General features: G+C 61.4%; 14 protein-coding genes. 12 read left to right on the plus strand and 2 right to left on the minus strand.

What is annotated here, in order from left to right:
• The first annotated feature begins 18 nt into the window (after positions 1 to 18).
• The 12 genes from A4R35_RS09480 to A4R35_RS09535 all read left to right on the plus strand — a co-directional run bounded on the left by A4R35_RS09480 (position 19) and on the right by A4R35_RS09535 (position 13403).
• Positions 19 to 1110 (plus strand): NAD(P)/FAD-dependent oxidoreductase, encoded by a 1092-nt coding sequence (locus A4R35_RS09480; protein WP_112428758.1) that lies wholly within the window; start codon positions 19 to 21, stop codon positions 1108 to 1110.
• A gap of 265 nt (positions 1111 to 1375) precedes the next feature.
• Complete coding sequence (locus A4R35_RS09485; RefSeq protein WP_069801374.1) at positions 1376 to 1606, plus strand: hypothetical protein; 231 nt, start codon at positions 1376 to 1378, stop codon at positions 1604 to 1606.
• Between the two features lie 39 nt (positions 1607 to 1645).
• Positions 1646 to 2116 (plus strand): GNAT family N-acetyltransferase, encoded by a 471-nt coding sequence (locus tag A4R35_RS09490; RefSeq protein WP_112428760.1) that lies wholly within the window; start codon positions 1646 to 1648, stop codon positions 2114 to 2116.
• Between the two features lie 389 nt (positions 2117 to 2505).
• Complete coding sequence (locus A4R35_RS09495) at positions 2506 to 4158, plus strand: glycosyltransferase 87 family protein (RefSeq protein WP_112428762.1); 1653 nt, start codon at positions 2506 to 2508, stop codon at positions 4156 to 4158.
• 155 nt (positions 4159 to 4313) lie between these two features.
• On the plus strand, positions 4314 to 6665 hold the full coding sequence (locus A4R35_RS09500; RefSeq protein ID WP_112428764.1) for a tetratricopeptide repeat protein: 2352 nt from the start codon (positions 4314 to 4316) through the stop codon (positions 6663 to 6665).
• Positions 6662 to 8032, plus strand: coding sequence for a class I SAM-dependent RNA methyltransferase (locus A4R35_RS09505; RefSeq protein ID WP_112428766.1), 1371 nt, complete (start codon positions 6662 to 6664; stop codon positions 8030 to 8032). Before A4R35_RS09500 ends, A4R35_RS09505 begins: the two co-directional genes overlap by 4 nt.
• Positions 8029 to 8787, plus strand: coding sequence for a Maf family protein (locus tag A4R35_RS09510; RefSeq protein WP_112428768.1), 759 nt, complete (start codon positions 8029 to 8031; stop codon positions 8785 to 8787). Before A4R35_RS09505 ends, A4R35_RS09510 begins: the two co-directional genes overlap by 4 nt.
• An 80-nt stretch (positions 8788 to 8867) precedes the next feature.
• Positions 8868 to 9896 carry a mechanosensitive ion channel family protein gene (locus A4R35_RS09515; protein ID WP_189361581.1) on the plus strand — a complete coding sequence of 343 codons (1029 nt, stop codon included), beginning with the start codon at positions 8868 to 8870 and terminating at the stop codon, positions 9894 to 9896.
• A gap of 59 nt (positions 9897 to 9955) precedes the next feature.
• Complete coding sequence (nadD, locus tag A4R35_RS09520; RefSeq protein WP_223258268.1) at positions 9956 to 10654, plus strand: nicotinate-nucleotide adenylyltransferase; 699 nt, start codon at positions 9956 to 9958, stop codon at positions 10652 to 10654.
• Positions 10638 to 10871: a DUF951 domain-containing protein gene (locus tag A4R35_RS09525; RefSeq protein ID WP_189362291.1), complete on the plus strand. Its 234-nt coding sequence runs from the start codon at positions 10638 to 10640 to the stop codon at positions 10869 to 10871. Before nadD ends, A4R35_RS09525 begins: the two co-directional genes overlap by 17 nt.
• Positions 10872 to 11059: 188 nt before the next feature.
• Entirely contained in the window at positions 11060 to 12499 is a 1440-nt protein-coding gene (locus A4R35_RS09530) for an MFS transporter (protein WP_112428774.1), read from the plus strand.
• A 64-nt stretch (positions 12500 to 12563) separates the two neighbouring features.
• Complete coding sequence (locus tag A4R35_RS09535; protein ID WP_112428776.1) at positions 12564 to 13403, plus strand: hypothetical protein; 840 nt, start codon at positions 12564 to 12566, stop codon at positions 13401 to 13403.
• Positions 13404 to 13531: 128 nt separating this feature from the next.
• Here A4R35_RS09535 and mutL read toward each other — a convergent pair whose 3' ends face one another.
• Both mutL and mutS read right to left on the minus strand, forming a co-directional pair.
• Positions 13532 to 15343, minus strand: a complete 1812-nt coding sequence (gene mutL, locus A4R35_RS09540; RefSeq protein ID WP_112428778.1) for a DNA mismatch repair endonuclease MutL — start codon at positions 15341 to 15343, stop codon at positions 13532 to 13534.
• Positions 15340 to 18102, minus strand: coding sequence for a DNA mismatch repair protein MutS (gene mutS / locus A4R35_RS09545; RefSeq protein ID WP_189361583.1), 2763 nt, complete (start codon positions 18100 to 18102; stop codon positions 15340 to 15342). Before mutS ends, mutL begins: the two co-directional genes overlap by 4 nt.
• Between the last annotated feature and the right edge of the window lie 234 nt (positions 18103 to 18336).

An 18336-nucleotide genomic window follows, 5' to 3' on the forward strand; every position in this document is an offset into this window, starting at 1 on the left:
AGGGGTGAAGCACCAGCAATGGAGAGCTGGCCGGCGACAAAGGGAGAGAGCGAGCGCGAGCAGAGCGCTGAGGTGGCCGTGATTGGCGCCGGGGTCTCCGGCCTGGCAGCGGCACATATGCTGCGCGACCATGAGCTGCAGGTGGCGCTCTATGAGCGTGAGGAACGCGTGGGAGGCCGGGCCACGACGCGCGCCCGCGCAGGTTTTTGCTTCGACCCCGGCGCCCAGTATATCCACGGCAATGCGCCCGTCAGCGACGCCCTGCTGTTACAGCGCTTCGCTACCTCCGAACTGGTGTCCATTGCCAAGCCAGTCTGGACTTTCGATAGCCAGAATCGGATTCGCGAAGGTGATCCACGTCAGAACGCTCTACCGCGCTGGACCTATCGGCACGGACTGCTGACGCTGGCAGAGCTGATGGCGCGCGAGCTAACGGTCTATACTCACTGTGAGATCGCCCGCCTGGCCTATATGAGACCAGGTTGGCGCCTCTTTTCTGCCACCGGTCAGGTTGTGGCCGAGGTCCCTGCCGTGCTGGTGACGTTGCCCGCTCCAGAAGCAGCAGCCTTGATGGCCGCGAGTGAGCTACCACCTGGGCTGCAGCAGGCCCTGCTTGCCGAGCTGGGCCGTGCTCGCTACCGTCCCCTGCTGTCCCTCGCTCTGGCCTGGCCCCGGAAGGCGCTCCCCCCTACTCCCTACTATGCCCTGGTCAATAGCGATAAAACTCATCCTATCTCCTGGCTAGCCCGCGAGGAGGAAAAGAGTCCCGAACGGGTTCCTCCCGCCTGGACGCTGCTCATCGTCCAGCTCGCGCCTGACTACAGCCGGGCGCACTGGTCATGGGATGATCAGGCCCTGGCTACAGCAACGACGACTCTGGTCTCGGCCCTGCTCGGACAGCAGCTGCCGGCTCCGCATTTCTACGATGTCCAGCGCTGGCCTCTGGCCCTTCCCGAACCGGAAAGACTGCTGGATGCCGAGACCCTGCACAGGGTGAGTGCCCCCTATGGGCTATTCTTCAGCGGCGATGCTTTCACTGGCGGACGAGTGCATCTGGCCCTGCGCCAGGGCCAGGAGAGCGCTCTACGCCTCCTGGCCAGCCGTCGTTAGCTCTTTTTCTCTCCCAGCTCAGACCCACCCGGCTGCGCGAGCGGCTGGCAGTCCGCTGGACGGATATGCTACAATACTAGCGAGTATTTGCCGCTGGCTGGCGGCGGACCCGCCCACCCTGAGATGGCTCAGATCAGGAGCACCAGCCCAAGGCCGCATCAGAGTGAGATGCGTTTTTTCATGCTCCAGTCGACCCCTGCAACATAGGGGGAATGCCAGGCAGCGGCAAGCAGCCAGCTGACCAGTACGTAAGGACCGTGAAGCTATGAGCAAGACCATTCTCAGCACGGTGTTGCTGTTTCTCGTATTTGCGGCGTTTCTGTGGTGGGGGCTTTGGCAATTGGCGAATCGCACCAGCACCGAAGATGTCATTTACGCCTTGATGCTCTTGGGGTGCGCAGGCTATGCCCTGGTTTCTATTTTGCTGCTGCCACGCAAGAAGACAGAAGACGAGCGAGAACGGCAGAGCAGAAAGGCCAGGCATGCCCAGCGCTAGTCGAGCTGCGAGAGCAACTCTAGCGTTCATCGGTCACCTATGGTAGAGGAGCGCGCCACCCCCCTTGTGATTCGCCTGGCCTGTGAGGAGGATATCCAGAGCATCGAATACCTGGATCGCTTCGGCACCTCCCCCACGCGCAATATTCATCGTGAGCTGGAGAAGTATTTTGGCTCGGTCGATCCCTCCACGCACGAGCGCGGTTTGATTTTTCTTGGGGAGCTGGAGGGGCGAGCCGTGGCCAAGGCAGAGCTGATGTTGCCGCCCGCCGATGGCAGCGAAGGGAGCCGCACCGGCTATATCCGCCGGGTGGTGGTGCTGCCGGAATATCGGCAGCGGGGCTTGGCCCGCCGTTTGCTTCAGTTTATCATTGACTTTGCCCGCCAAGAGGAGCAACTGGAGGCGCTCGACCTGCACGTTTGGGAGGAGAACAGGCCAGCCATTCGCCTCTATGAGTCGCTGGGCTTCCAGCTGCAGCACCGCGAGCTATATTATCGCCTTTCCCTCTAACCCAGCGCAGCGGTGGCCCTCCGCCACTCGCTTCCCTTTCTTTGTTTGTTTGTTTACTTACTTACTTACTTGCTTGCTTGCTTGCTTACTCATCTCCAGATCTCTGCAAGACGAAGCGGCCTCCCCAGCCTCACGCCAATTTGTGACGCCCGGCTCTTCCTCTTCGTTGTAAGACTCAGGCTGGGGAAACATCTGAGAAAGCCCTGCCCCGCCCGTTCTCTGGCCGTCCTGGTTGCACTGGCTCGGTCGTCTGGCCAGCGCAGCAGGCCCGAGAGCAGACCAGGCCGTCTCCCACAGGTTCCCGGTGCCGGTTGGGTAGTGGTCCTGTCATACGCACGAGTATACAACAGGCTTGCCTTACATCAGTATCAGGAGGGAAGTGGAACGCTATGGTGCAGCCATCCCTACTGCCCCCGTCCCTGGAGGCGTGCGAGCAGCAGGCCACGCAGGTCACCACCACAGCCAAACGCAGCTGGTTACGGTTCTTCTTCAGTGAGGATCAAAGCCCCGACAACTACATGGTCCGCGCCCTGCAGGAGCGCGCTGTCTGGATCGGCATCGCCCTGATCCTGCAAGCGCTCAACGAGATCGATCACCGTCTCTATATGCCCTACCTGCTCCCCTACGGCTCGCTCATTCCTTTGGGGTTGATTCTGGGCAGCTTCGCCGCCATGCTGATGGCTCTGCGCCCCTTGCCGCGACGGCCACAGCCGCGGACCCTGAGTCAACCTTTCCCACGCCGCTGGCAGCGCATTGCCCTCATCCTCATCTTGTTGACAAGCGTGGCAGGCGTGATAGAGCTAGGTCGTGGCGTGGTGATGTGCTTCCTCCCTCCCGAGTTCTCCAACGATGGCACAACCCTGGACACCAACGCCGCTGCACTCCTGCTCGCGGGACACAATCCCTATAGCGATTCGAACTTTGTGAGTATCGCGCGCACCTTTGCGATCCAGCCCGAGTGGACCACCCCTCTGCGTCAGGGCCGCTTTGCCAACCGCCTGGACTATCCCTCGGATGCTGAGCTGGCCGCTGCTTTCGCCGCAGCCCTCAAGACCGGCCAGGCCCCTGAGTTTGAGGGTAAGGTGAGCTATCCCGCCCTCTCTTTCTTGACTCTTGTTCCTTTTGTGCTACTTCATTCTCCTTTACGCGATGTGAATGTGCTCCCTCTGTATTTGCTGAGCTATCTGCTGATCGTGGCAATCGGCTGGCGGGTGGCTCGCCCGGAGCTACGCCCCTGGGTTTTACTTCTCAGCCTGGCAAATGTCCCCATGTGGGCCTCAACAACAGGGGCGAATCTCGATATTTTGTGCTGTCTGTTACTACTGCTCGCCTGGCTGCTGCGCGAGCGCGGCTGGCTCTCGGCCTTCTTACTGGGACTGGCCATCGCTACAAAGCAACCAGCCTGGTTCTCGACGCCTTTCTATCTGATTATGGCCTGGCGCCTTTATCAGCCTCGGGAGGCGCTGCGCCGCCTGGGAATTGCTGCTGTGACGGCCCTGGTGGTGAATCTCCCGTTCATTGTCTGGAACCCCGGAGCCTTCGTCTCCGGCGTGCTGGCCCCTCTCAACGATCCAATGTTCCCGCTCGGGGTTGGGATTATTAATCTGAGCGCCACCCACCTGATCCCCTATCTCCCTGAAAAGGTCTATCTGGCTCTTGAGCTGGCAGCTATGGTGGCCTCGCTGGCCTGGTACTGGCAGATCTGTCGTACACGGCCAGAGGCGGCCTTCTTTTTGGCTGTGGTGCCACTCTTCTTCGCCTGGCGCAGCCTCTCATCTTACTTCTACTGTGCGGCCTTCCCGCTCTTTGTGCTGCAGATGGCTCGCCAGCGACAAAAGGCGGCCCCCAGGCGCGAGCAGCACCCCTCCCAGCGTCCTGGCTCCGGCGAGCCGTTCCCCGCGCTGGTCGAGCAGCGACCTCTACCAGCTCTGAGCGGACGGGCGGCCTTGCAGCCAGCAGGGGCAGGGCTGTTGTCAAGCCTGCCAGCGGTTGATTCATTCCCTGCTCTGCCGCTGCAGCGACAGTCACGATTGTCAGGCTAGGTCAGTTGCGATGTTGCTCTCTATGGACAGCACCGGACCGGCCTGCCTGGCTGCCAGTAGATGAGGTCTCGACGCCTCACGCCCGGACGTGATACAATCCTCCCAACAGAGACAGAGGTATGTCGCCGCGAGGGGAGGAGCAGAATACTACTCATATGGCACGTAAGAAAGAAATTGCCAGCCCGGTCTCTGCAGAGGACCAGTCTCGTCTCCAGAGCCTGCTCGCGCAGGTCCCTGATCTGGCCAGGCAGCTCCGCAGCAGCCAGAGTCAGCAGGAGGCGGAGACTGCTCTGGCACCTGTTACTTCCGCTCCCGTGAACGTCCAGCTTGCTTTCATGCGAGAGCTGGCGCAGGGATCGCCGGGACCCGCGATCAGGGAGCAGTCCCCGGAGTCACAAGCACTACAGACGCTTTCCTCTGCAGGAGGGCCTCGCTGGAGCGCACAGGACGCTGCCGATCTCTTGCAGGCTCTTTATCATTACAGCCCTGAGAAGGAGTGTCGCAAGGAGGCCAGGCGCTCGCTGATACGCTTGGAAGGAGCCCGCATTTATCCTCAATGGCAGCCGCCACGCGAACAGCCAGCAGCTTTCCAGAGCCACCCTCCACGTTTCTGGAAAGGGCTGGTGTCAGAGACACGCGAGCGGGGTGAGGTCCAGCTCTTCCTTTGCTGGGAAGAGAGCTACGACTATGATGAGGCGCGCCTGATCGCGCTCGGGCTGGATTTCTGGCAGCAAGGAGTGCGCGACTGTATCGTCGAGCGCGCGAGCAAACGCCGCATCGAGGCCCGCCTTGGCGAGCTGATGAGCCGCCTGGAGGAGGCACGCTTTAGCGAGTGTACGCTGACCGAGGGCCGCCGCTTGCTGGAAGAGGCGCTGGCGGTGAGCCGCTGGCGCGGGCAGGAGCTGCCAGAAAGCTATCGCTATCACCTGCCGCTGATCCGCCAGCTGGTCCTGGAGGCCCCCGAAGCTGAGGCCGGCCAGGATCGTGGCCTGACCTTCATTCAGCCAGGCCTGGACCCGGAAGAGCTGGCTCTCACCTTTATCGGCGCCTGGTCGCTGGGTGACTTCGGGCTGGCCTACGATTTGCTGACACCGCAGAGTCCTTTGCGCGAGGGGCTGAGCCGTGAGGAGTGGGTCGAGCGCCGCCGCGCCTGGGCCAACGAGGCACACCCTGCCCGCCTGACGGTCAGCTTTGTGACCGAAAGCGAGCAGCCACAAAGCGGCCTCTGGCTGCCCGGCAGCACACTCTCCAGCCGCGGTCCACGCAAGCTGGTCGAGATCGGCTGGTCATTGGAGCTGAGCGAGACGCCCCTGAGCGGTACCTTGCCAGAGATGGCAATGGGAACAGCGGTAAATAAGGAAACAGGCCGACACTGGCTCTGGACGAGCTATACGCTACTACGCCAGGATGAATCCTGGCGCATTCACTCGATGAGCGATGAGGGCGCTCGCGCACAGGGCCTCCCGATTCCTGAGCTGCAACAGCGCATTAAGGAGCACGATGATCGCGTCCGTGAGATTTCAATGCAACAGCGCGAAGCTTTGCTGAAGAGCATTTCGCTGTTGGACCGTCCTGACCCGCAGGTACTGCTCGAAGAGATCACACGCCGCCTGACGCAGGCCCTACACTATGAGGATGCGCTGATGGTACGTCTTCCGCTCGACCAGCAGATTGTTGAGAATGCCTATAACCACGCCGCCGCTCTCCGCAACGGCGAGCGCGGCATGGTCTATCTGGAGCGTTTAGCCCAGCGCTTCCCAGGTCGCCGCGCCGATGCCTTGCGCGAGCTGGCCATGACCGAGGATAGTCTGGCGACCCTTTTCGAGCAGCAGGGCTTAAAGGAGCGGAGCCGCCGCTTCGATGAACTGGCCGAGCAGCATATGCAGGAGTCGCTGGCGCTGCGTCCGACGGCCCTTGGCTATGCGCTCCTGGCGCAGATGAAGCTGCAGCACACAGCAGCCCCGCTGCCTCCGCCAGAGGCCCTGCAGGAGGCGGAGCAGCTGCTGGCGCAGGCTCGGGCGCTCAATCCTAATCGCGCAGAGGAGACCATTATCGAGGCCGCCCTGGGGACGATCGCCAGTGCCCGAGGCAACCAGCCTCAAGCCTTGCAGCATTATGAACGGGCCGCCGCGCTCAGCCCCGACTATCCCGGTATCTGGCTGGCTTTGAGCCATACACAGCGCGCCCTCGGTCGAAGGGCAGAGGCTCGCGAGAGCCTGCGGCGTGCTCTTCGCTATAATCCTGCCGATCTGCAAGCCTATAGCGAGCTGGTGGACCTGGCTGTCGAGGAACGGCAGTTTGGAGAGGCGCACGCCGTGTTGGAGGAGGGCTTGAAGCAGCTCCCACAATCGGCTCATCTGCGCGCGCTATTGGCGATGGTTCTGGCCGAGCAAGGCGATCTGCGCCAGGCCCAGCGCTTTTTAGAAGAGGCTGAGCAGATCGATCAGCGCCTGCCCAGTGTGCAGGCTGCACGCGAGATTTTGAACGAACGCAGGAAACAGCGATGATGGAGGGAGAGCGTTCGCTGACCTACCATACGGTGACCCTGGGGCCACTGACGCGCTCCGGTCTGGCTCAGGCGGAGATTGCTGACGAGCACGCGAGCGGGACAGGCGAGGCACCCATCAGTCGGCCCCGGGTCGTGGAGGTGCCCGCCGGTCTTCCGGGCGAGCGTGTGACGATCGCTATTGAGGAACCAGTACCGTCTGCCCGTCGGCGGCGTGCTCGCCGGCAGGCCCCCCCGCGCGTCTGGATCAGCGCTATTCACGAAGCCTCTCCTCTGCGGGTGCCCGCTCCGTGTCCGGTCTTCGGCACCTGTGGCGGCTGCCAGTTACAGCACATGCGCTACGATGCACAGCTGGCCTGGAAGCGCGAGGTGGTCGTGTCTTTGCTGTGCGAGGTTGGCGGCTTCGACGCCCTGGAGCTGCGCGAGATTGTGCGCGCGACAGAGCCATGCGATGTACCCTGGCACTATCGCAATCACATGCGCTTTTCGGTCAATCGCGAGGGTCAGCTCGGGTTGACTGCGCGCGGCAGCCATGGCGTGCTGCCGCTTAGCTCCTGCCCCATCGCCCATGAGCGGATCAATACTGTTCTGGGAGTATTGGCGCGCCACGTTAATCCGCGCCCCCAGGTTTTGGTACGCTGTGGTGCTGCCACAGGCCAGGTGCTCATGCAGCCAGCCCCAGCACCGGAGGTTGCTGAGGAGCTGAGCCAGGCCGGTATCGAAGTTCACACTCAGGCCATTGAGGAGCGCCTGGCGGGCGAGATCTTCCGCATTCGTCCCAGCTCGTTTTTCCAGACCAACACGGCCCAGGCAGAGAAGATGGCGCGCCTGGTCATCGAGGGTCTGCTCCAGGACAGGGCCGTTGTCAGCGTCGGCGCCTCTTCCCTCGGGCAGAGCCAGGCGTTGCCTAAGCCCGCCCTGTCCGAGCGCCGACCAGTCCTGGCCGACGCCTATTGTGGCGTGGGCACGTTCGCGCTGCTTTTGGCACGCTACGCCGCCAGAGTCTACGCCATCGAGGAGTCGCCAAGCGCTATTGAAGATGCTCAGTGGAACCTGCGTCAGGTCAGCAATGTTGAGATCCTGAAAGGTAAGGTAGAGCACCTCCTGCCCACGCTGGCCGGTCAGCTCGATGGCCTGGTGCTTGATCCGCCGCGCGCCGGTTGTCAGGAGGTGGTTCTGGAGGCGCTGCTACAGCATCCAGTGACGAGGATCGTCTATGTCTCCTGTGACCCATCGACGCTAGCCCGCGATTTGCAGGTCCTCTGTCGGCGTCAGACCACCTACCGGCTGCTCTCGGTCCAGCCGCTGGATATGTTCCCTCAGACCAGCCATATCGAATGCATTGCAATCCTGGAGAGACAGGCATGAACAACCAGAGAACCAGTGAAGGGAACGGGGGCAGCCAGCGGCTACCAGTCTTGTTGCTGGCATCGGCTTCGCCACGCCGGCGCCAGTTGATAGCGCAGCTGGGCCTGCCTTTCAAGGTAACAGTGTCTCCTCTCGACGAAGAGTGGCTTGAGGCTCGCTACGATGGCCCCGCTGAGGAGTTAGGGCGCTGGCTGGCTGAGCGTAAGGCAGAAGCCGCGCTGGCCTTGCCCGAGGCTGCCGACTGCCTCGTAGTGACCGCCGATACCACAGTCATCCTCGATGGAATCTCCCAGGGGAAGCCTCGCGACGCTGCACACGCCCGAGCTATCTTGCGCCGGCTGCGCGGACGCTGGCACCAGGTCATTACAGGGGTGGCCGTTGCCTTTCCCATGAGAGGAGACGAGGCCAGCGCGCCAGCTGCTTACAAGGGCCAGAAGCCGGCCCTGATCAGGAGCAGCCGGTGTGTGACGCCGGTCTTGATGCGCTCCTACAGCGACGAGGAGATCGAGGCCTATATTGCCAGCGGCGACCCGCTCGATAAGGCTGGCGCCTATGGCATTCAGAACCCCAACTTTCAGCTGCCCGAACGCATCGCCGGCTGCTACCTCAACGTGGTGGGCTTCCCACTCTGCACTCTGAGCGCACTCCTGGAGGCAGGCGGCTTCACTCTGCCAGCGCCAGTGCAGCCTTCGCCAGGCAGCTTCTGCCCCTGGTCGAAGCACTGCCTGCCGCCAGCAAGGAAGAGTATGATATAATTTGCGACGAAGTAATACACAACACACGCTCTTTTCAAGGAAGGTAAAGAGCCGGACGCGGGTTTGCAATGGGAATCCAGGTGCAACAGCTTATTTACTCGATCCTGACTCTCCTCATTACGGGAGCAGCGGGCTTTTTTTTACGTCGCTTGCTGGTTGGGCGCCTGCGCCAGACTGTGCTGGATGACTGGCTGGTCGAGACCCTGGGCGTGATGGTCATTTTGCTGCTGCTTGCCCTTGGGATAGTGGTGGTTATCAGCATCTGGAGCATTAGCAATTTGCAGCAGCTGTGGCATAACTTCGCCGGCAATCTGGCCATCGAGAAGCTGGCCAACTATATGGGCGATGTCTGGACCGTTATTCTGAGCGCCTTCATTCTGGTGCTCGGCATCGGCGTCGGACGCACGGTGAGCAAGATCATCATCCGCAACCTGGCGGAGAACCGCATCGATATTAACATGCGGACGCTGATCGGGCGCATGCTGAGTTTTGTGGTGCTGGGCATCGCCATCTTCTGGATTCTCGCCCTCTGGCACCTCTCGATCGAGACGCCCCTGGCGATTTTAGGCACCATCACGGTGGCCTTTACTTTTGCAATCCAGGATATTCTCAAGGATCTCGTGGCGGGCTTCTACATTCTGATCGAGCGCCCTTTCCACATTGGAGATGAGATCAGCATCGAGGGAGGAACCGCCGGTATTCTGACCGGGCGCGTCGAAGACGTGCAGCTGCGCGCGACAAAGGTGCGCCTGGTCAGTGGCGAGGAAGTGACGATTCCAAATACACGGATTTTCAGTACCACGGTTATCAACAATACTTTCTATGGCGAGCGCCGCGTGACGCTGACGATAACGCTGCCCCAGGAGCAGTATGATCGCGAGCAGACGCCCGCGCGGATTCTGGGCATTCTGCGCGAAATTGAGGAAATTATCCCCAAACCGGAGCCAGTGGTCACCATTAGTGGCTATACGCGCGAGGCAGTGACTCTGACGGTGCGCTTCTGGATCGTCCACGGCCAGAGCGGCGTGATCGCTGACGCCCTGCACGCCCTGCGCAATGCCTTCGCCGAGGCCGAGCTGACAGTCAAGGAGTCCGCCGGAGCCATTTAGCAGCTCAGCCGGGTGGACGCGCCGCCTACAATTGTTGCTGAGAGGAGTTGTTTTCGCCTATGGGTATGGGAGAGACGCAAGCTGTGAGGCGCATCGGCCTGCTGGGAGGGACCTTTGACCCGATTCACTACGGGCATCTGGTGATTGCTGAGGAGGTGCGGGCGACGCTGGCACTCAGCGAGGTGGTGTTTATCCCCGCTGGCCAGCCACCCCATAAGCCGGGCCGCCCGGTAACGCCGGCGCAGCATCGCCTCGCTATGCTGCAATTGGCCATTGCGTCGAATCCCGCTTTCTCTCTCTGCGAGATCGAGATCGAGCGACCAGGTCCCTCCTATACAGTGGATACGCTGCGCTTGCTGCGTCAGCGTTGGGGATCACAAGCCTATCTGGCCTTCATCCTGGGCGCCGATAGCCTGGCGGAGTTCACCAGTTGGTACAACGCTGCCGGCGTTCTGGCGCAGCTTGATTGCTTGGTGGCGGTAGGCCGCCCAGGTTATCGCCCACCCCAGGAGCTGGTCACCGCTCTGGAAGAGCGCCTGCCAGGCATAGGCGAGCGGCTCCGCGTGGTCAACGCGCCCTATCTCTCTATCTCGGCAAGCGATCTGCGTCGGCGCGTGGCGGAGGGGCGCCCAATCAAGTATCAAACACCGGAGAGTGTCGAGGCGTATATTGCACAGCACCAGCTCTATCGTGAGCCGATGCCACGTGAACCAGCAGAGGGGAGGTCCAGCTATGTCCAGGATGCCCATGCATCTTGAGCTTGGGGACCGCTTGCGCCTGCGTAAGCCGCATCCGTGCGGTGGGTCGACCTGGCAGGTAGTGCGCTTGGGCGCCGATATCGGCCTGCGCTGCGAGACGTGTGGACGGCGCGTGCTGCTGCCTCGCTCAGAGGTGGAGCGGCGCACCAAGGAACGGTTGCCACCCGTGACTCCGCCGGATGACGACCCGCACGCGCCTTCGACGTTCCAGCCCTGACCGACAGAGCGAGGGCCAGTACACACACGAACAGGAAGAGGCAGGCGAGCGGGAAAGGCTCCAGCTCAGGCCGCTGTCCAAGCTGGAGCCACCGCCAGGCGGGTCCCCAGGTGGTCATGGCTCTCTGTGCCTGGTCGTGATCGCTGCTCTGTGTTCACTTCGAAGCTAGCACATTTGGGAGAGATGCTATGGATGTTGCCAGGTCCAAGCAAGGGGGAGGCTTCAAGACACTTCTCAGGAAGAAGAACTTCGTCTACCTCTGGCTCGCTCAGTTGATCTCGATGACCATCCTCAACGCCTCCAATTACGCCATCATGGTCCTTGTTGAGGAGGTCACGGGGTCGACGACGCTGGTGGGCGTGGCGATTATCAGCTTCAGCTTGCCCGCTTTGCTCTTCAGCGCCCCCGCTGGCGTTTTCGTCGATCGCTTGGACAAACGGCTCATTCTGTGGGGCAGTAACTGCCTGCGCGCTATTGCAAGTTTCGGTTTCGTGATCTCACTGCTGATCGATGCCAGACAGCTCGTCCCTGCCTACTTGCTGACCTTCCTGATTTCGAGTATCGGTCAGTTCTTTACGCCAGCCGAGAGTTCGACGATCCCTCTGCTGGTCGATGAGGATGAGCTGATGCCCGCCCTGGCGCTTTTCAATATCACGTTTATGACATCGATGGCCCTGGGGATGATTATTTTCGCCCCGCTGGTGCTGAGCCTGCTCCCCACTTTCCAGCTCTTTTCACTGACAGTGCAGCCAGTGGAGACACTCTATTTCTTGATCGGACTGCTCTACCTGGTCTGTGCGGGCCTGATCTTGCTGATCCCCCCCCGCGCTTTCGAGCAGCATGCTCCGCGTCGCCCTGTTGCTTCCGGCGAGGACCTGGCTACACAGTCGCTGAGCCTATTCGGCAATATCGGCAGCGAAATGCGCCAGGGCTGGCTCTTCATTCGACAGAATAAGCCGCTGCTGCTGGCGGTGGTCCAGCTGTCATTCGCCGGTATCTTGCTGGCTCTGGTGGCTGAGCTGGCTACAGCTCTGGTGACGCGGCTCTTTCTGTTGCCTGCCGATACTCTGGCCTTTGTCTTTGCTCCCGCCGGCATCGGCCTGGTGCTGGGGTCGCTCTTTATGCCGCGCATTACGCGCCGCCTGGGCATTTCCCGCTCAATTTTCCTGGGTTGTCTGGGATTTGCTCTGATCATTCTGCTCTTGCCACTCCTGACGGTCATTGCCCGCAGTCTGCAGCCGGTGGGCTGGAATACCCATCCGCTCTTCCTGGGCAGCGCCGCGCTGATTATGTTCCTGGGTGGCATTGCCCTGGATTGTATTAATATCCCCGCTCAGACACGCGTCCAGGAGGAGACCCCCGAGTGGATTAAGGGCCGTGTGCTGGCACTGCAGTTGATGCTCTATAACGCCGGTACAATCCCAGTGATTCTGCTGACAGGCGCGGCAGCTGATCTGCTCGGTATCGACCGCGTAATCTATTTGTTGTCTCTGGCTATCCTGCTCTTCGCTCTCTGGGGCTTCTTCTATGAGCGCCGCCATCCTCCTGCCGTTTGCTTGCAGGAGGAGCCAGAGGAAGAATATGGGCACGAGGAGTTTGAGACGGAAGCCGATGAGATAAGTCGCTGATTCCTGAAGAACGTGACCCTATTGACGCTCGTCCAGACCCTTCTCTACAATAGAGATAAGATGAGTGGCCGTCGCGCTGTCGACCGTCGCTGAGGCTATGCTCATGGACCCTGCCCTGACTGCTCAGATCAAGCCCTATGAACCCTGGCTGTTGATTAGCGGAGTTTTTGTGCTCTTTATCCTGCGCCGCCTGACCTGCCGTGCTCTGCGCCATCGCGTCGATCGCATCGGCTACCGTTTGTTCGGTGAGCGGGGCCTGCTGATCTGGTTCTGGATGAACGCCCCCGGCGTCATCTTGCATGAACTCTGCCATGCCTGCGTGGTCCTGCTCTTCCGTCCTTTCGGCTTCCGCATCACCAAGATCACGCTCTTCCGCATCAAACCACTGGTGCAAGAAAGACCGTACGGTATGCTGCAGCGCGGTATGCCCCAGGCTCTGCAGCTGGGTGAAGTGCAATATGTGCGCCCTCCCGGGCGCCTGGTCAGCCATATCGGCGACGGCTTGAGCGCTGTCGCCCCTCTCATCGGGGGGATTGGGGCGATCATCTTCCTCTACTGGGTGGCCACCGGCTACAATATCTGGGAGGTGCGCCTGCAGCTGATCCGGCCAGGTTGGCCCTGGTGGACACTCCTCTTCGCCCCCTACTTGATCTTGACTATTACTGCCGAGCTTTGGCCCAGCTCCCAGGACTGGCGCGGCGCTCGCTGGCTCTTGACGGGCCTCTTGCTTCTGGCCGGGATTGCCCTGGCGACGCTCTGGTACACGCATGTGCTCGTCTTCAATGAGGCTCTCTTGCAGGGAGTGGCCTCGGTGGCTCTCCACATCGATTTTGCTTTGCTGGCACTGCTGATCCTCGATCTGGCTATCTTTATTGTGGCCGATCTCCTCAACCGGTTGCTGTGACCATCCCACCTCTTGCTCGACGCGGCTGCCCCACACCCGAGAGCAAGAGGTCGTTACCACCAGGGGCAGTCCCAGCCTCCTCCCTCTATCCCCCGGACTGACTCCGCTTCGGCAGCCGGCTGCCAATGTTACCATTCAAACTTTTCGCTGAGGAAGGCGCGACTATAGTGCAGCAGCACCGGGCTGCCATGTGGGCAGACGGCTGGTGCTGCAGTCTGGGCCAGGCGATGCAAGAGATCTTGTTGTTCACCCTGGCTCAAGATGCGCCCCCGGCGCAGGGCCGAGCGGCAGGCCAGCCCAATCAGCAGGTGATCTTTCCAGTCTTCGCTCTCTTCAAGAGCGATCTCCACCAGCTCGCGCAGATGGGCCGCCAGTTGCTCGCTATCGCCGATTCCTTCGGGAACGGAACGCACAAGGAAGCTGCGCCCTCCGAAGTGCTCGCAATCCAGTCCCAGACTGGCCAGGATCGGCAGGCGCTGCTCCAGCAGCTCCGCCTGCCAGCCCTTCAACTCCAACACCACCGGTTCAAGCAGGAGATGCGCCGCCAGGTTCTCTGCTCCCTCGCTGCCAGCGCCAGCGCTCCGGCTGCGCAGATACTCATAAAGGATACGCTCATGAGCACGGTGCTGGTCGATCAGATAGAGGCTCCCGTCAGGGGCTTCGGCCAGAATGACCGCTTGCTGCAACTGGGCCAGGGGACGCAGAGCCGCCAGCACCCCGGCAGGTGTCGGAAGACTGCCTTCGCTGCGATAGTGCTCGCCTGCCTCCAGGACGCGCAGACCTCGCCGACGCGGGCCCGGCAAGCGCGGCTGATAGACGCTGGGCGGGCCTGGCCAGGTGCTTTCGGCGGGCAGGGCCGGGCTGCGTTCGAGTACCGCTCGAACGCTCCGGGTCAGTAGCGTTGCCAGCTCACGCTCACGCCTCAGACGGACCTCTGTTTTGGCCGGGTGGACATTGGCATCGACCTCCTGGGCTGGCAACTGCAGATGAAGCACCAGCAGGGGATGGCGTCCTTTGGCCAGGAGCGGGCGATAGCCGGCTTCCAGAGCCTCTTGCAGAGCGCGCACCTGTACGGGCCGTCCATTGATGAAGAGCATCACATGCTGTCGATTGGGTTGGGCCAGGACACGGTTGCCTACGTAGCCAAAGATCCTGATCCCCTCCTCATCTGTCACTTCGATGGGGATGAGCAGCTCAGCAAGCGGCAGGCGATAGAGCTCGGCCAGGGCGATAGCCAGGTCACCACTGCCACTGGTTTGTAGTAGGGATTGCTCTTCGATGCTCAGGTTAAAGCGCACGGAGGGATAGCCGGCAGCGTAGCGATAGAGGAGCTGCAGGATCTGGCCGGCCTCGCTACGGGCGCTACGCATGAATTTGAGACGTGCTGGCACATTATAGAAGAGTTCGCGTACGGTGACGGTTGTGCCGTGCGGACGCGCTCGATGGCCGCGCTGGACAAGTTCCCCACCGCGCACGGTAATCCAGGCCGCCGGCTCCTCCTGGCCACGTTTCTCGCTCTCAATGGGCCGACTGAGCAAAGTCAGCTCGGAGACGGCTGCAATACTGGCCAGCGCCTCCCCCCGGAAGCCCAGGGTTTGTAGATGCTCTAAATCCTCGACACGCACGATCTTACTGGTAGAGTGACGCGCGCAGGCCCGCTCCAGGTCTTCTTCAGGAATCCCCTGGCCGTCGTCGCTGACGCGAATGAGGCGCAGACCCCCGTCACGGATCTCAACGCGGATGTCATGGGCGCCGGCGTCAAGGGCATTCTCCACCAGCTCTTTGACTACTGAGGCGGGGCGCTCGATGACCTCGCCAGCAGCAATACGTTCCGCTACCTCCGCTGGCAACTGGCGAATGGGTAGGCGCGGCGGGAGCGATATAGGTACAGATGGAGCCTGGTGAGTCGGATCTGGCATGAATGGGTCCGGACGACTCATAGCGCCTTTCTCTGTTTCTGTCGCTGGCGTTGGATCAGAAAAAGTAGATTGAGAGCATCCAGAGGGGTGATAGCGCAGATATCGATGTGATCAAGCAGGGCCTCATCCGTCCCCTGACGCTCAAGAAGAGCTGCTAAACGTCGTCCCTCTTCGCTCTGCCAGGCATAGGTGAGCGCTAGTTCGCCACTCTCCTCAGCGACTCTGATGCTCTGCTCTCCTTGACTACGCCCCGCTCCTGCCCGATGACCATTGGCGACAGAGACAGAGGCTGGTGACTCAGCAGCTGGGGTAACGGGCAACGCGCCGGTCACCAGAGCCACGCCGGCCACCTGGCCCGGGGCATGCTGACCAACCTCAAGCGCCTTCAGCACTTCCTGGGCGCGGCGGATAATGCTCGGCGGCATGCCCGCCAGACGCGCCACATGGACACCGTAGCTGCGTCCGATGCAGCCGGGGGTCACACGATGCAGGAAAACGATCTCGCCATCCTCGTCCTCGCTGATCGCCATCGTGTAGACGCGCAGGTGGGACAGCTCATTAGCCATTGCTGCCAGCTCGTGATAGTGGGTCGCGAAGAGCGTGCGCGCACCAATCACCGAATGCAGATGCTCAACCACTGCGCGGGCGATGGCCAGGCCATCATAGGTACTGGTACCGCGTCCGATCTCGTCGAGCACAATCAGGCTGTGCCGCGTCGCGTGGTGCAGAATGGCCGCCGTTTCTTCCATCTCCAGCATGAAGGTGCTCTTGCCGGAGGCGATATCGTCCTCAGCTCCTACGCGTGTGAAGATGCGATCGACCAGGCCGATGCGCGCGCTCCTGGCGGGAACAAAGCTGCCGATCTGGGCCAGCAAGGTAATAAGGGCGACCTGCCGCAGGTAGGTTGACTTGCCAGCCATATTCGGCCCGGTCAGCAAGAGGATGCGCTCACCCTCATCGCCATCCAGGTGGGTATCGTTGGGAATAAAGACATCGCCATCCAGGCTACGCTCAACCACGGGATGTCGCCCGCCGACAATGTCAAGCACATGCCCCTGCTCCAGGACCGGCCTTACGTAGCCGTAGTGAGCAGCCACTTCGGCCAGGCTCAGCAGTGCATCGATGCGCGCCACTGCCGAGGCCGTGGTCATGATCTGACTGTAGGAAAGGCTCAACTGACGCAGCACGTCGGCATAGATGCTGCGCTCAAGTTCTTCAATGCGCTCCTCGGCATTGAGAATGCGCGCCTCATGTTCTTTCAGCTCGGGCGTGATATAGCGCTCCGCGTTGGTCAAGGTCTGGCGACGCTCATAATCAGGAGGGACCAGATGGCGATTGGCCTTACTGACCTCGATATAGTAGCCAAAGACTTTGTTGTAGCCGACTTTGAGCGACTTGATGCCGGTGCGTTCGCGTTCGAGCGGCTCCAGACGGGCCATCCAGAGGCGCGAGTCGCGAATCGAGGCGATCAAGGCATCCAGCTCAGGATGAAAGCCAGCGCGGATTAGTCGTCCGTGCTCGGCGCCGTCATCCGCCTGCCCTTCGGAGACCAGGGCCCGGGCAATGAGATCGCGCACCTGGGGGCAATCATCCAGCTCTGCGGCAATCTCTTGCAGCAGTGGAGCTTGACAGCCCTGCAACAGCTCGCGCAGACGGGGAACGATCTCCAGATAATTGCGCAATCCCTGCACTTCGCGCAGGGTGGCCGTCCCTTGCCGTATCCGTCCGGCGCAGCGCTCCAGATCGCCCAGGCTCTGTAGACAGGCGGCAATGCGACTGCGCAGGGCGGGGCTCTCGTATAGCTCTTCGACACTCTCCAGGCGCGCGTTCAGTAAGGTCAGATCGAGCAGCGGCTGCGTCACCATGCGGCGCAGATAACGCGCGCCCATCGGCGTCAGCGTTCGATCGAGTACCCCCAATAGACTCCCCTGCGTCGTACCGCTGCGTGAGCCTTGCAGAATATCGAGATTACGCTGGGTGTGGGCATCCAGCACCATATAGCTGGTCGTCTGGTAGGAATGGAGGCCCGTCAGGAGCGAGAGGAGGGCCGTATTCATCTTCTCTAGATAGGCGATAATGGCCCCAGCAGCGGCAATGGCCTGGGGAGCGCCGGCACAGCCATAGGCATCGAGCGACTGCACACCGAAATGGCGGCAAAGCCGCGCGCGAGCTGCATCGACATCGAAGAAATGGGGTGGGCAAGGAGTAATGGTCACCGTCTGCGAAGGAAAGCGGTAGGCATCCCGATGTGCCCCTTCAACAAGCAGGCATTCGGAGGGAGCCAGGCGCTGCAGCTCGGCCTCTAAGGCCGCTGGCAGCTCAGCGGGCGCAAACCAGGTTACGCTGAACTCACCCGTGCTCACATCGACCGCCGCCAACCCAGTCTGCTGACGCGAGGCAGCAATGGCCACCAGATAATTATTCTGCCGCGCCGGCAAGAGATTAGGCTCGGAGAGAGTGCCTGCCGTCAGAATGCGCGTCACAGCGCGATCGACTACGCCATGACCCACCTCGCCGACCTGATCACAGATCGCCACCTTATAGCCTCGCTGAATCAGCTTGCCCACATAGTTCTCGAGTGCATGCAGCGGGATGCCGGCCAGCGGTACCCGTTCCTCGCCATAGTTGCGCGCCGTCAGGACGATCTGCAGCTCGCGGGCAGTGATACGCGCATCCTCATCGAAGGTCTCGTAGAAATCGCCAACCTGATAGAGTAAAATCGCATCGGGATACTGGCTCTTGATCTGCAGATACTGGCGCCGTGCGGGGGTAACCTTCACCGCTTTCTTCTCCTCCTGCCAAGCCATAGCAGATCTCGACCGAACGCCTGTACTATAGCCTATTCCAGTGCGATTGTCAAAACCCGGTAGCCCGAATGCGGAGCGGTCGGCACCTGGGCAGACAAAAGGCAACGCGCTCGTGGCAAGCACCTGCAGCACAGCAGCAGGGGAGGCGTTCCTCTCGACCGTTGCCGGAGGCGCCTCCCCTGTCCGTCCATGCCTGGCATGACAGAA

Source organism: Thermogemmatispora tikiterensis (assembly GCF_003268475.1).
GTDB lineage: Bacteria > Chloroflexota > Ktedonobacteria > Ktedonobacterales > Ktedonobacteraceae > Thermogemmatispora > Thermogemmatispora tikiterensis.